The 13,437-nt window shown below is 71.1% G+C and carries 12 protein-coding genes; 8 read left to right on the forward strand and 4 right to left on the reverse strand.

The features are described 5' to 3' along the window. Positions 1–342 precede the first annotated feature (342 nt). Complete coding sequence (locus tag GFH48_RS17965) at positions 343–810, reverse strand: hypothetical protein (protein ID WP_153289234.1); 468 nt, start codon at positions 808–810, stop codon at positions 343–345. Positions 811–942: 132 nt separating this feature from the next. Here GFH48_RS17965 and GFH48_RS17970 point away from each other — a divergent pair, with 132 nt between their 5' ends. The 3 genes from GFH48_RS17970 to GFH48_RS38580 all read left to right on the forward strand — a co-directional run bounded on the left by GFH48_RS17970 (position 943) and on the right by GFH48_RS38580 (position 2,361). Next, on the forward strand, positions 943–1,281 hold the full coding sequence (locus tag GFH48_RS17970; RefSeq protein WP_153289235.1) for a YnfA family protein: 339 nt from the start codon (positions 943–945) through the stop codon (positions 1,279–1,281). Between the two features lie 145 nt (positions 1,282–1,426). Further along, positions 1,427–2,203 carry an SDR family NAD(P)-dependent oxidoreductase gene (locus GFH48_RS17975; RefSeq protein ID WP_153289236.1) on the forward strand — a complete coding sequence of 259 codons (777 nt, stop codon included), beginning with the start codon at positions 1,427–1,429 and terminating at the stop codon, positions 2,201–2,203. After that, the gene (locus GFH48_RS38580; protein WP_194280610.1) at positions 2,203–2,361 is read left to right on the forward strand and encodes a hypothetical protein; all 159 of its coding nucleotides are present in this window, start codon (positions 2,203–2,205) and stop codon (positions 2,359–2,361) included. Before GFH48_RS17975 ends, GFH48_RS38580 begins: the two co-directional genes overlap by 1 nt. Before the next feature lie 60 nt (positions 2,362–2,421). Here the strand turns inward: GFH48_RS38580 and GFH48_RS17980 are convergent, their stop codons facing one another. After that, positions 2,422–3,615 (reverse strand): RtcB family protein, encoded by a 1,194-nt coding sequence (locus GFH48_RS17980; RefSeq protein WP_153289237.1) that lies wholly within the window; start codon positions 3,613–3,615, stop codon positions 2,422–2,424. Positions 3,616–3,829: 214 nt separating this feature from the next. Here GFH48_RS17980 and GFH48_RS17985 point away from each other — a divergent pair, with 214 nt between their 5' ends. The 3 genes from GFH48_RS17985 (at position 3,830) to GFH48_RS17995 (ending at position 7,312) form a co-directional block, all read left to right on the forward strand. Next, entirely contained in the window at positions 3,830–4,666 is an 837-nt protein-coding gene (locus GFH48_RS17985) for a DUF3558 domain-containing protein (protein ID WP_153289238.1), read from the forward strand. A 147-nt stretch (positions 4,667–4,813) separates the two neighbouring features. Next, positions 4,814–5,737 (forward strand): DUF3558 family protein, encoded by a 924-nt coding sequence (locus GFH48_RS17990; RefSeq protein ID WP_153289239.1) that lies wholly within the window; start codon positions 4,814–4,816, stop codon positions 5,735–5,737. A gap of 201 nt (positions 5,738–5,938) precedes the next feature. Further along, complete coding sequence (locus GFH48_RS17995) at positions 5,939–7,312, forward strand: DUF2637 domain-containing protein (protein WP_153292975.1); 1,374 nt, start codon at positions 5,939–5,941, stop codon at positions 7,310–7,312. Between the two features lie 112 nt (positions 7,313–7,424). On the opposite strand, the gene lysS is transcribed toward GFH48_RS17995, so the two are convergent. Next, complete coding sequence (gene lysS / locus GFH48_RS18000) at positions 7,425–9,167, reverse strand: lysine--tRNA ligase (protein ID WP_153289240.1); 1,743 nt, start codon at positions 9,165–9,167, stop codon at positions 7,425–7,427. Positions 9,168–9,359: 192 nt separating this feature from the next. Here lysS and argS point away from each other — a divergent pair, with 192 nt between their 5' ends. Both argS and GFH48_RS18010 read left to right on the forward strand, forming a co-directional pair. Beyond that, complete coding sequence (argS, locus tag GFH48_RS18005; protein ID WP_153289241.1) at positions 9,360–11,129, forward strand: arginine--tRNA ligase; 1,770 nt, start codon at positions 9,360–9,362, stop codon at positions 11,127–11,129. A gap of 277 nt (positions 11,130–11,406) precedes the next feature. After that, the gene (locus GFH48_RS18010) at positions 11,407–12,321 is read left to right on the forward strand and encodes a DUF4253 domain-containing protein (RefSeq protein ID WP_153289242.1); all 915 of its coding nucleotides are present in this window, start codon (positions 11,407–11,409) and stop codon (positions 12,319–12,321) included. Between the two features lie 131 nt (positions 12,322–12,452). On the opposite strand, the gene GFH48_RS18015 is transcribed toward GFH48_RS18010, so the two are convergent. After that, positions 12,453–13,355 carry an SAM-dependent methyltransferase gene (locus GFH48_RS18015; RefSeq protein WP_153289243.1) on the reverse strand — a complete coding sequence of 301 codons (903 nt, stop codon included), beginning with the start codon at positions 13,353–13,355 and terminating at the stop codon, positions 12,453–12,455. Positions 13,356–13,437: the final 82 nt, after the last annotated feature.

Here is a 13,437-nt window from a genome sequence, read left to right on the forward strand (position 1 = left end):
CCGAGGACACGCCCGCGTCCTCGGCCGTGACGGACCGCGCCAGGGCGTGTCCGCCTCCTCCCGGCCCCGTCCGGCCTCTCTCATCCCCCTCCCGGCCCCTCCCTTCCCCCGTCCGGCCCCTCTCGTCCCCCTCCCGGCCCCTCTCGTCCCCCTCCCGGCCCCTCCCGGCCCCTCCCGGCTCCTCTCGTCCCCCTCCCGGCCCCTCCCGGCTCCTCTCGTCCCCCCGCCCGGCGGACCGGCCGCGGGACGGACACCGCCGACACACGCCCCGGTGCCACGGCAGACGACGTCCGCGCCGTCGCACTGCCCGGCCCCCGCCGGCGGACGTCGCCCGCCCCGGCGCTAGAAGGCGTACGAGTCACCCGTGTCCAGCGCGAGCACCCGCTGCCGGTCGTTGGCGTGGTTGCGGTCCACCGCGCCACCGCCCCACACCGTGTCGATCTCCAGCATCACCTCGGTCGGCGCCGCCCTCAGCCGTACCCTCAGTTCGATCGGACCCCCGAGCCCGTCCGCCGGCAACTCCCCCGTCCGGCACACCACGCTGCGCCCGCCGGAGCGCGCGCAGCCCCCCGGCAGCCGCTGCTCGTCCGCGAGCGGGACCGACCAGCGCAGCCGGACCGTCGCTTCGGCGACCGGGCTCGGGCCGTGGTTCTGCGGGGTGAGCCGCAGGTCGAAGAGCCCGGCCGCCATGGCCACGGAGCCGTGGTAGGCGAGGTCGGCCTCCGGGGACAGGGCCCGGACCGGGCACGCCCCGGCCACCACCACGACCGCCCCCGCACCCATCGCACCCACCGCAGAGAGAATCCGCATGCCGTCACTTCCTTCGCTCGGAACACCCAGAACGCTCATCAGGTCACCCGATGTATGCCACCCCTGGCCGCCGGCAGGCGCCCTCCAACAGGTGACGGCGGCCGCGCGGAACACCCGTGCGAAAGTGACGGCATGGTGATCGTCCGCTCCGTGGTCCTCTTCGTCGTCGCCGCGCTCTTCGAGATCGGCGGCGCCTGGCTGGTCTGGCAAGGCGTCCGCGAGCACCGCGGCTGGCTCTGGATCGGCGCCGGCGTCATGGCCCTGGGTGTCTACGGCTTCGTGGCCACGCTCCAGCCGGACGCCGAGTTCGGCCGCGTCCTCGCCGCGTACGGCGGGGTCTTCGTGGCCGGCTCGCTCGTCTGGGGCATGGTCGCGGACGGCTACCGCCCCGACCGCTGGGACGTCACCGGCGCGCTGATCTGCCTCGCCGGGATGGCCGTGATCATGTACGCGCCGCGCGGCGGCCGCTGAGACGGCCCGCCCGGGGAACGGACGGACCCGACGCGCGCGACGGCCGCCTGCCTATCCTGGCCCGGACCGATCACCGCATGCCGTACACCCGTGCGCGCGCCCCGACGCGCGCGCGGCCGTACGCCGTACGCCTCAGGAGCAGCCCATGACGTCCGCCGCGCCCTCCGCCTCCTCCCGCATCGCCGTCATCACCGGCGCGAGCAGCGGCATCGGCGCGGCGACGGCCCGGCAGCTCGCCGCGGCCGGTTACCGCGTCGTCCTGACCGCCCGCCGCAAGGACCGCATCGAGGCACTGGCCGAGGAGATCAACGCGGCGGGGCACCAGGCCGCCGCGTACACGCTGGACGTGACGGACCGCGCGGCGGTCGACGAGTTCGCCACGGCCTTCCGGACGATCGGCGTCCTGGTCAACAACGCGGGCGGCGCGCTGGGCGCCGACCCGGTGGCCACCGGCGACCCGGCCGAGTGGCGACTGATGTACGAGACGAACGTCATCGGCACCCTGAACGTCACCCAGGCCCTGCTGCCCGCCCTCACCGCCAGCGGCGACGGAACGGTGGTGGTGCTCTCCTCCACCGCCGGTCACGGCACCTACGAGGGCGGCGCCGGATACGTCGCGGCCAAGCACGCCGAGCACGTCCTCGCCGAGACCCTCCGGCTGGAGATCGTCGGCACCCCGGTCCGTGTCATCGAGGTCGCGCCCGGCATGGTCAAGACGGACGAGTTCGCGCTGACCCGCTTCGGCGGCGACACGGAGAAGGCGGCGAAGGTGTACGCGGGCGTGGCCGAGCCGCTCACCGCCGACGACGTGGCGGACACCATCACCTGGGCGGTCACCCGCCCCAGCCACGTCAACATCGACCTCCTCGTGGTGCGCCCCCGCGCCCAGGCCTCCAACACGAAGGTCCACCGGGAGCTGTGATGCCGGACGACACGCCGGAGGCGCTCTCCCCGGAGCAACGCCGGCTGGCCGAGGAGAAGAAGAACGAACGCATGGTCTGGTACTACCTCGCGTACTTCCTCTTCGGCATCCACGTCGTGGCGTTCGTGATGATCTACGCCGTGATGCACGCGAAGTAGCTCCCCCCGTACGTGAGCGGGGCCCGGACCGGTGGCGACGGTCCGGGCCCCGCTCACGGTTCAGCCCTTCACACAGACGACCTGCTTCAGCTTCGCCACGACCTCCACGAGGTCGCGCTGCTGCTCGATGACCTGCTCGATCGGCTTGTACGCGCCCGGGATCTCGTCGACGACGCCGGAGTCCTTGCGGCACTCGACGCCCCGCGTCTGCTCCTCCAGGTCCCGCGTCGAGAAGCGGCGCTTGGCCTCGTTGCGGCTCATGCGCCGGCCCGCGCCGTGCGAAGCCGAGTTGAAGGACTTCTCGTTGCCGAGACCCTTCACGATGTACGAGCCCGTCCCCATCGACCCCGGAATGATGCCGAACTCCCCCGCCCGGGCACTGATGGCGCCCTTGCGCGTGACGAGGAGGTCCATGCCTTCGTAGCGCTCGATGTTGACGTAGTTGTGATGGCAGCTGACCTCCGGCTCGAAGGCCGGCTTCGCCTTGCCGAACTCCTTGCGGATCACGTTCTTCAGGAGCCCCATCATCAGCGTGCGGTTGTACTTCGCGTACTCCTGCGCCCAGAACAGGTCGTTGCGGTACGCCGCCATCTGCGGGGTGTCGGCGACGAAGACCGCCAGGTCACGGTCGACGAGGCCCTGGTTGTGCGGGAGTTTCTGGGCCACGCCCATGTGGTGCTCGGCCAGTTCCTTGCCGATGTTCCGCGAACCGGAGTGCAGCATCAGCCAGACGGAACCCGTCGTGTCCGTGCAGATCTCCACGAAGTGATTCCCCGAACCGAGCGTCCCCATCTGCTTCGTGGCACGCTCCTGACGGAACTTGACCGCCTCGGCCACTCCGTCGAACCGCCCCCAGAAGTCGTCCCACCCCGCCGCGGCCAGTCCGTACACGTCGCCGGGCTCGACCGGCGCGTCGTGCATCCCCCGCCCCACCGGAATCGCCTGCTCGACCTTCGACCGGAGCCTGGACAGATCCCCCGGCAGGTCGTTGACGGTCAGCGAGGTCTTGACCGCGGACATCCCGCAGCCGATGTCGACGCCCACCGCCGCCGGGCACACCGCGTCCCGCATCGCGATGACCGACCCCACCGTGGCACCCTTCCCGAAATGCACGTCCGGCATCACGGCGAGGCCCTTGATCCACGGCAGTGTCGCCACGTTCCGCAGCTGGCGCAGCGCGACGTCCTCGACCGACGCCGGGTCGGCCCACATACGGATGGGCACCTGCGCACCCGGCATCTCCACGTACGACATAACATCCCCATTCCCCCGGAAACCAACAAAAGTCACAGAACGCAAAAGCGGTGCCAAGGTCGACGTACAGGACAACGGACCGGCGTCCACGGCAGTGCGTGCGATACACATTGTCTTCAGGGGCCGCCCCCGCGCGGCAACCGAATAACCACAGGACAGCACCACAGGACCTCCCGGGCCACGGGCCCCGGAGTCCGTCGAGAGGAGCCTCACCGTGCAGCGGAAGGCGTACGTCCCCGGGACCGCCGTGCTCCTCGCGGCCCTGCTCGCCGGCTGCACCGGCGGTTCGGGAGGCGGGGACACCACGACGGACCCCAAACCGGGCGACGCCGGCGCGACCGCCCCGGCCGCCCAGCCGGGCAAGTACCGCACGCTGCCGGAGGCCTGCGCCGCCGTGAGCCACGACAGCCTCGACTCGCTCCTGCCCGGCATCAAGCAGATCACCGACCAGGCGCAGCGCGACACCGCCTACGAGGGCGAGGCCACCCTCACCTACGACACCGACCGCCGCGTCGGCTGCGGCTGGAAGGTGGAGTCGACCGACGCCACCGACCATCTCAATGTCGACTTCGAACGCGTCGTCTCCTACGACAACGCGGTCAGCGACGACGCCCGCGCCCAGGACATCTACACGGCCAAGGAGGCCGCCGCGGACCTCCCCCAGCCCGTCGGTTCGGCCACCGCGTCCGCCACCCCGTCCGCCACCGCCTCCGGCGGCGACACCGAGTCGTCCACCCCGTCCGCCTCCGCGTCCACTCCCGTGTCCGGCGGCGCGACCGCCTCCGCGGGGACGAGCGGGACACCGGCCGACCTCCAGCCCCGCGAGCTCGGCTCCACGGGCGACGAGGCGTTCCTCGACGACAAGCTCAACTCGGCCTCCTCGACGACCCAGCAGCGCACGGTGACTGTGGTGTTCCGCACGTCCAACGTGATCGTGACGGTCGAGTACGCCGAGCAGCCGACCGCCTCCACCGGCGCCCCCGACAGCAAGGAAATGCAGGACAAGGCACGGAATCTGGCCCAGAAGCTGGTCGACAGGTTCAACGGTTAGGGGCCCCGCGGGGGCTTCCGGGGCTCCCCCGCGAACCCCTGGAACCGGAACCACCCGGCTGCCTCACCGCGTACCGTGGCCCCTCGGACCCGACCGGCCGCACGTTCCATGTGCGGCCGCACCACGAGCGCCACGAGTGAAGGAACCATGCACCGACCAGCACAGCGAGTAGGCCGAGCCCCGCGACTCACCCGCATCCTTGTCTGCGCAGCCGCCGTGCCGGCGATGTTCGTCGCCGCCGGCTGTTCCTCGGACTCCGGCTCGGACTCCGCCTCCGGATCCGGTTCCGGCGACGCGAAGCCGAGCACCGGCACGAGCTCGGCGGCGTCCCCGGACGCCACCGCGAACGCCGTCAAGGAGGCCGCGTACGCGACGCTGCCCAACCCCTGCTCCGTGCTCTCGAAGAAGACGCTCGGCGAGCTCGTGCCGAAGGGCCTGAAGTCGGCCAAGGCGGGCCAGTCGAACGACGCGAAGAACCGCGGCAACTGCTCCTGGAACAGCCTCGACAACAAGGGCGTCAAGGGTTCCCAGTTCCGCTGGCTGAACGTCTCCCTGCTGCGCTTCGACTCGGACGCGGCCCGCGGCGAGGGCAACCAGCTCGCACAGACCTACTACGAGAAGCAGGTCAAGGACGCGCAGACGGTGACCGGCGCGAAGGGCTCCGGTTCGGCGCCGGTGTCCGGGGCCGGCGACGCGTCGACGGCGGTGCACTACGACCTGAAGAAGAAGGAAGGCACCTTCAAGCAGCAGACGGTCGTGACGCGCGTCGAGAACGTCGTCATCACGCTCGACTACAACGGCGCCGGCCTGGCCGGCGACAAGGCGCCCGGCGCTGACGACCTGACGAAGGCCGCCGGGAACGCGGCCAGGGAGGTCGTGGCCGCGGTCGCCGGCGCGAACCAGGACGGCAGCAGGCCGGGCGGCACCCCGGACCGGTCCGGCGCACCCTCGAAGTCGGCGTCCCCGTCGGCCTCCGCCTCGAAGTCCGCGAAGCCGTCGACATCCCCGAGCCCCTCGAAGCCGGCCTCCAAGAGCGCTTCGCCCTCCAAGTCCGCGGCCGCGAAAAGCTGACATCGCGACCGCTCCGGCGGCGCAACTCGTAGGCGTTCCAGCGCATTTGACGGAGCCCGGCCCCCACACGGACCGGGCTCCTCGGCTACCGCCCACCCGTACGCCGTACACATGTGCCACCCTGTTGCGCGCAACAACACGCAAGGAACAACACGCAAGGGGAGGGGAGTACGGGTGTCCGCGCCCATTCAGCTCACCCGGATGCACCGGATTCTCATCGGCGTGGTCGTCGCCGGTGCGCTCGTCATCGCGGGAATCGGCTTCGCGGGTTCGTACGCGGCCGTACGCGAACTTGCCCTCAAGAAGGGCTTCGGGAACTTCGCGTACGTCTTCCCGATCGGCATCGACGCGGGCATCTGCGTCCTGCTGGCACTGGACCTCCTCCTCACCTGGATCAGGATCCCCTTCCCGCTGCTGCGCCAGACGGCGTGGCTGCTGACGGTCGCGACGATCGCGTTCAACGGCGCCGCGGCCTGGCCGGACCCGCTGGGCGTCGGCATGCACGCCGTGATCCCGGTCCTGTTCGTGGTCTCCGTCGAGGCGGCCCGGCACGCGATCGGCCGGATCGCCGACATCACCGCCGACAAGCACATGGAGGGCGTCCGCCTCACCCGCTGGATGCTCTCGCCCATCCCGACCTTCCTCCTGTGGCGGCGGATGAAGCTGTGGGAACTGCGCTCCTACGAGCAGGTCATCAGGCTGGAGCAGGAACGGCTGGTCTACCAGGCCCGGCTGCACTCCCGCTTCGGCCGGGGCTGGCGCCGCAAGGCCCCGGTGGAATCCCTGATGCCGCTGCGGCTCGCGCGCTACGGTGTCCCGCTCGCCGAGACCGCCCCCTCGGGCCTGGCCGCCGCCGGCATCGAGCCCGCGCTGCTGCCCCCCGCGCCGCAGTGGGAACCGGCCCGCGGGCCGGAAGCGGCGGCACCCGCCGTACAGAGCGGCGCGGCGCCGGTCCGGGACCAGCTTCCCGCCGCCGAGGCGAACGAGCCCCCCGGGCAGCCGGAGGACCACGCCGAGCCGCAGAGCCAGTGGCTTCAGGCGCGGGACCCCCAGTCCGTCGCGTATCAGGGCGGCTACGACCCGACGTACGACCCGGACGTCGCGTACCGGCAGTGGTACGAGGAGCAGCAGCAGGCCGAGCAGTTCGAGGAACAGCAGCAGTTCCGGGCCCGGCAGCAGTTCGAGGAACAGCAGCGGTTCGAGCAGCAGCCGTTCCCGCAACAGCGCTTCGACGAGCAGCCGTTCCCGCAGCAGCGGTTCGAGGAACAGTTGTACGAGGAGGAGCCCGCCCTCGCCCCGGAACCCTCTCCGGAGGACACCGGCACCTTTCCGATCCCGTCCGGCCCGGGCCGTACCCGTGAGCTGGGTGCGGGCGGCGGCTCGGAGCCGACCGAGGAGGACTACTACCTGGTCTTCAAGAAGTCGATAGACGGCAGCTATCCGACCTCGGGCCAGTTCAGGGGCGACGTGGAGGCGACGTACGGCACCACGCTCCCGCAGCGCGAGGCCGACCGCATGGTCAACCGCTTCACCAACCGCCACACGGCGGAACTCCAGGAAGACCACATCGCGTAGACACGTCGGCGTGCGTGAGGAGGGGGCGCCCGGTGTTCACCGGGCGCCCCCTCCTCGTACGACTGTGCGGCTGTGCGGCTGTGCGGCTGTGCGGCTGTGCGGCTGTGCGCGGTTACGCGCCGAGCAGCTTGCGCACCCGCTCCTGGCCGACCGCGAGCAGCAGCGTGGGCAGCCGCGGCCCGGTGTCACGCCCGACGAGCAGGTGGTAGAGCAGCGCGAAGAACGTGCGCTGGGCGACCTTGATCTCCGGCGGGAGCTCCTTGGCGGTGGCGTCGGACGGGAAGCCGGCCTGGACCTTGGGGACGCCGTAGACGAGATGGGTCAGACCGTCCAGGGACCAGTTCTTGTCCAGGCCGTCCAGGAGCAGCCGCAGCGACTCGCGGCCCTGGTCGTCGAGGGACGCGAGCAGTTCGGCGTCGGGCTCGCCGCGCACGACGGTGCGCTCCTCCGCCGCGACCTGGGTGTTGATCCAGGTCTCGGCCTTGTCGAGCCGGGGGCGGACCTCGTCGAGCGAACCGAGCGGGTGCTCCGGGTCGAGCTCGCTCAGGATGCGCAGGGTCTGGTCCTCGGCGCCCGCGGTGATGTCGGCGACGGAGGCGAGCGTGCGGTACGCCATCGGCCGGGGGGTCCTGGGCAGTTCCCCCGCGGCGGTGCCCACCGCGCGCGCGTACGCGGCGGCGTCGGCGGGCAGCACGGACTCCTCGGCGACCTTGCCCGCGAGCTTGTCCCACTCGTCGTAGAGCCGCTGGATCTCCTGGTCGAAGGCGATCTTGAACGACTGGTTGGGGCGGCGGCGGGCGTACAGCCAGCGCAGCAGCTGCGGCTCCATGATCTGGAGGGCGTCCGCCGCGGTGGGGACGCCGCCCTTGCTGCTGGACATCTTGGCCATCCCGCTGATGCCGACGAAGGCGTACATCGGTCCGATGGGCTGCTCGCCGCCGAAGATCCCGACGATCTGGCCGCCGACCTGGAAGGAGGACCCCGGGGACGAGTGGTCGACACCGCTCGGCTCGAAGATCACACCCTCGTGGGCCCAGCGCATCGGCCAGTCGACCTTCCAGACCAGCTTGCCGCGGTTGAACTCGCTGAGCCGGACGGTCTCGGAGAAGCCGCAGGCCGAGCACGTGTACGTCAGCTCGGTCGTCTCGTCGTCGTAGGCCGTGACGGTGGTGAGGTCCTTCTCGCACCGGCCGCAGTAGGGCTTGTACGGGAAGTACCCCGCGGTGGAGCTGCCGTCGTCCTCGGCGGCGGCACCCGATCCCTCGGCGGCCTCCAGCTCGGCCTCGTCGACCGGCTTCTGGCCCTGCTGCTTCTTGGCCGGGGCCTTCTTGGTGCGGTACTGGTCGAGGATCGCGTCGATGTCCCCGCGGTGCCTCATCGCGAACAGGACCTGCTCGCGGTAGGCGCCGGAGGTGTACTGCTCCGTCTGGCTGATCGGGTCGTACTCGACGCCGAGCTCGGCCAGCGCCCCGGTCATCGCGGCCTTGAAGTGCTCGGCCCAGTTCGGGTACGCCGAGCCCTTCGGGGCCGGGACGGAGGTCAGCGGCTTGCCGATGTGCTCGGCCCACGACTCGTCGATGCCCGCGATGCCCGCCGGCACCTTGCGGTAACGGTCGTAGTCGTCCCACGAGATCAGGTGACGCACGGTGAGGCCACGGCGCCGGATCTCGTCGGCGACCAGGTGCGGGGTCATCACCTCGCGCAGGTTGCCGAGGTGGATGGGGCCCGAGGGGGAGAGTCCGGACGCGACGACGACCGGTTTGCCCGGGGCACGACGCTCCGACTCGGCGATGACCTCGTCCGCGAAACGGGAGACCCAGTCGGTGGTCTCGGTGCTCTGGGCCACGATCGGCACGTCCTTCTTTCCGAATACGCCAGTACGGCTGACCGGACCATTCTCCCAGCTGCGACCGCAACCACGAAAACGGCTTTTCAGTGCCCTCTCGCCACCCGGCCCGGCCGGGCCGTCGCAGCGAATTCCGCTTGCTCCCCCATGGGATACTGACCGGGTCCGTCTGAATTCCTCGAGGAGAACGGCATCCACCCCATGGCCTCGGTCACGTCCCTCACCGCTTCCGTCCACCAGCGCCTCGCGGACGCCCTCACGGCAGCCCTGCCGGAGGCCGGTTCCGCGGACCCGCTGCTGCGACGAAGCGACCGGGCCGACTTCCAGGCCAACGGGATCCTGGCGCTCGCGAAGAAGGCGAAGGCGAACCCGAGAGAGCTGGCGACGCAGGTCGTGGCGCGGGTCGAGTCGGGTGAAGTGATCAAGGACATCGAGGTCTCCGGGCCCGGCTTCCTGAACATCACGATCACCGACCGGGCGATCACCGAGAACCTGGCGGCGCGGTACGCGGACAGCGACCGCCTCGGCGTGCCGTTCGCCGAGCACCCGGGCACGACGGTGATCGACTACGCGCAGCCGAACGTGGCGAAGGAGATGCACGTCGGTCATCTGCGGTCCGCGGTGATCGGTGACGCGGTGACGCAAATCCTCGAGTTCACCGGCGAGTCGGTCGTGCGCCGGCACCACATCGGCGACTGGGGCACCCAGTTCGGCATGCTCATCCAGTATCTGATCGAGCACCCGCACGAGCTGGACCACAAGGGCGGCCAGGTCTCCGGCGAGGAGGCCATGTCGAACCTGAACCGGCTCTACAAGGCGGCCCGGACGGTCTTCGACTCCGACGAGGAGTTCAAGACGCGGGCCCGGCGCCGGGTGGTGGACCTCCAGGCGGGCGAGCCCGAGACGCTGGCCATGTGGCAGAAGTTCGTGGACGAGTCGAAGATCTACTTCTACTCGGTCTTCGAGAAGCTGGACATGGAGATCGCCGACGCCGACGTGGTGGGCGAGTCCGGCTACAACGAGATGCTGGACGAGACGTGCCGCCTCCTGGAGGAGTCGGGCGTCGCGGTCCGCTCCGAAGGGGCGCTCTGCGTGTTCTTCGACGACGTGAAGGGCCCCGACGGCAACCCGGTCCCGCTGATCGTGAAGAAGTCGGACGGCGGATACGGCTACGCGGCCACCGACCTGTCCGCGATCCGCGACCGTGTCTTCAACCTGAAGGCCGACAGCCTGATCTACGTCGTGGACGCCCGGCAGTCCCTGCACTTCAAGATGGTCTTCGAGACCGCGCGCAGGGCCGGCTGGCTGAGCGACGACGTGAAGGCCCACCAGCTGGCCTTCGGCACGGTGCTGGGCAAGGACGGCAAGCCGTTCAAGACCCGTGAGGGCGAGACGGTCCGGCTGGTCGACCTGCTGGACGAGGCGATCGACCGGGCGACGGCCGTCGTGCGGGAGAAGGCCGAGAAGGTGGACCTGAGCGAGCGCGAGATCGAGGAGAACGGCCGGTACGTCGGCATCGGCGCCGTGAAGTACGCGGACCTCTCCACCTCCGCCGTGCGGGACTACAAGTTCGACCTGGACCAGATGGTCTCCCTGAACGGCGACACGTCCGTGTACCTCCAGTACGCGTACGCCCGTATCCGGTCGATCTTCGGCAAGGCCGGCGACCGTACGCCGCTGGCCCACCCGGAGCTCGAACTGGCCCCGACGGAGCGGGCGCTCGGCCTGCACCTGGACCGGTTCGGCGAGACTCTGGACGAGGTCGCCGCCGAGTACGCCCCGCACAAGCTCGCGGCGTACCTGTACCAACTGGCCTCGCTCTTCACGACGTTCTACGACCAGTGCCCGGTCATCAAGCCGGCCCCGGCGCAGGAGGTCGCGGAGAACCGCCTGTTCCTCTGCGACCTGACGGCCCGCACGCTCCACCAGGGCATGGCCCTGCTGGGCATCAGGACGCCCGAGCGCCTCTGACCGCGGGGGTCCGCGCACGGACCGGCCGGCATCGCCCCGCGCCCCGGGACCACCCGGGGCGCGGGGCGCTCTCACGTCCGGCGGCGGTCGCCCCGAAGCCGCCCGCACGGAACCCGACTTCGGCGAAGGGGCCGCGATCCGGGTCCTGGACGACGACAACCCCGAAGGCGGCCCCGTACCGCGGGCCGGGCCCACCGCACGGGCGGCGTGCACCGCCGTGGGACGCCGACCGGGGGCCCGCCCCGCGTTGTCAGTGGCGGCCCCTACAGTCACCGGCATGGCGACACTTCCGAACCCGCTGCCGAAGCTGGCGGCCGACCCGAGCGGGCACACGCTCGGGCTTGAACTCCCGGCCGGGAGACTGATCGACGCTGTGGGTACCTCCCACGCCCTTGGGTCGATGGGCGACGGCGACGGCCCGGGGCACGAGCCGTTGCTGTGGCACGCCGACGGACCGGCGGCCCCCGGGGGCTGGGCGGCGCTGGAGCCCGCGCGGCGGACGTCCGGACTGCTCCCCCTCCTGATCGACGTGGGCGGCGGTCAGGGCGGCCCGGAGGACTGGGAGTTGCTGCCGGGCGAGGTGTCCTATCCCGGGGACCACGACGCCGAGGAGGTGCTCGCGGAGTTCTGGGACGAGTACGCGGCGGACGAACTCGGCGCCGACGAGGACCATCCCGGCATGAGGACCGTCGTCGAGGTCTTCGGCGAGCAGGGGACCTACGAGGAGACGGTCGCGCCGTTCGGCCCCGCCTGGCCCGGTCTCGCGCCCGCCACGGAACACGGCGCCGACCCCGAGGCGTGCGCCGCCGAGATCGCCGGTTCCCTGACGGACGGCGGCTCGTGGCTGAAGGAGCCGCGCCTCGCCCTGGTCCCGGCCCGCCGCAGCGCGGACATCCCGGCGGCGATCGGCTGGTCCGGTCCGCTCAACCACGAGGGCGACGTGGCCCGTCTGTGCGCGGTGCTGCGCTCCTGGGAGGACCGCTTCGGCATACGGGTCGTGGCCCTCGCCTTCGACCGCCTCATCCTGTCGGTGGCCGCGCCGCCCACGACCCGGGACGCGGCCGAGGCGGTCGCCGCCGAGCACTTCGCGTTCTGCCCGGACAACATCACCCAGGGCCACCACGAGGCGCTGCGCGCGTACGCGGAGCATGAGGTGCTCGGCCGCCGGATGTGGTCCTTCTGGTGGGACTGAGCCCCCTCCCGCACCTCCTTCGGCACGCCCCTCGGCCCCGGCCCCTCCCGGGACGGGACGCGGCTGAGGCCGAAGCCTCAGGGGCGCGACGGGGCGACGGGGCGAGACTCGGCCCGCCGCCCCGCCGGCGTTCACCGCTTGACGGCGGTCGCCCCGTAGACGTTGATGTCGGCGTCCGTGACGTCGTTGATGTCGCGGTAGCGGACCTTCTCGATGTCGTCGATGGTCGCGAGGTACGCGGGGTCGGCCGACTCCGGAGCGGGCGCCGCCCCGTCGGGCCGCCAGCGGTGCACGGGAACGACACCCGGCTCGTCCAGTTCGAGCCCGTTCTCCGTGAAGAACCGCTCGACCTCGGCCTTGGAACGCAGCACGAACGTGAACCCCCGCTCGGTGTACGTCCGCTGCACCGCCCGGACGTTCTCGGGGTTCAGGTCCTCGGTGAGATGGCTGAGCACCACCCGGCTCCCGGACGGCAGCGCCTTCACCAGGTCACGCACGATCGGATACGCCTCGTCGTCCTCGATGAAGTGCAGGATCGCCACCAGCACGAGCGCGACCGGCTGATCGAAGTCGAGGGTCTTCGCGGCCTCCTGGAGTATCTGCGCGGGCTGCTTGAGGTCCGCGTCGATGTAGTCGGTCACCCCCTCCGGCCCGCTGGTGAGCAGTGCCCGCGCGTGGGCGAGGACCACCGGGTCGTTGTCGACGTACACCACCCGGGACGCGGGGGCGGTCCGCTGGGCGATCTGGTGCACGTTCTCCTGCGTCGGCAGCCCCGTACCTATGTCCAGGTACTGGTGGACGCCGTCCTCCCGGGTCAGCGTGGTCACCGCACGCCGCAGGAAGTCCCGGTTGTGCCGGACGTCGAGGTATCCGCGCGGGTTGGCCGCGAGCGCCGCGGCGGCGGCGTTCCGGTCGACGGGGTAGTTGTCCTTGCCCCCGAGGAAGACGTCGTAGACGCGTGCCGGGTGCGCCTTGGTGGTGTCGATCCTCCTTCTCAGCTCGGCGGGGTCCTGGCTGAGAGCATCACCGGGCATAAAGCCTCTCCCTGGAGAGTCGCGTTATCAAACGAGCAACAACCTAACTCCTGGGGCGACTTGATCGTGCCCGGCCCGGCGG

Source organism: Streptomyces fagopyri (assembly GCF_009498275.1).
Lineage (GTDB): Bacteria > Actinomycetota > Actinomycetes > Streptomycetales > Streptomycetaceae > Streptomyces > Streptomyces fagopyri.

Coding starts and splice junctions, on each gene's coding strand:
- GFH48_RS17965 (WP_153289234.1), bottom strand. CDS start 810: ATGCGGATTCTCTCTGCGGTGGGTGCGATGGGTGCGGGGGCGGTCGTG.
- GFH48_RS17970 (WP_153289235.1), top strand. CDS start 943: ATGGTGATCGTCCGCTCCGTGGTCCTCTTCGTCGTCGCCGCGCTCTTC.
- GFH48_RS17975 (WP_153289236.1), top strand. CDS start 1,427: ATGACGTCCGCCGCGCCCTCCGCCTCCTCCCGCATCGCCGTCATCACC.
- GFH48_RS38580 (WP_194280610.1), top strand. CDS start 2,203: ATGCCGGACGACACGCCGGAGGCGCTCTCCCCGGAGCAACGCCGGCTG.
- GFH48_RS17980 (WP_153289237.1), bottom strand. CDS start 3,615: ATGTCGTACGTGGAGATGCCGGGTGCGCAGGTGCCCATCCGTATGTGG.
- GFH48_RS17990 (WP_153289239.1), top strand. CDS start 4,814: ATGCACCGACCAGCACAGCGAGTAGGCCGAGCCCCGCGACTCACCCGC.
- GFH48_RS17995 (WP_153292975.1), top strand. CDS start 5,939: ATGCACCGGATTCTCATCGGCGTGGTCGTCGCCGGTGCGCTCGTCATC.
- argS (WP_153289241.1), top strand. CDS start 9,360: ATGGCCTCGGTCACGTCCCTCACCGCTTCCGTCCACCAGCGCCTCGCG.
- GFH48_RS18010 (WP_153289242.1), top strand. CDS start 11,407: ATGGCGACACTTCCGAACCCGCTGCCGAAGCTGGCGGCCGACCCGAGC.
- GFH48_RS18015 (WP_153289243.1), bottom strand. CDS start 13,355: ATGCCCGGTGATGCTCTCAGCCAGGACCCCGCCGAGCTGAGAAGGAGG.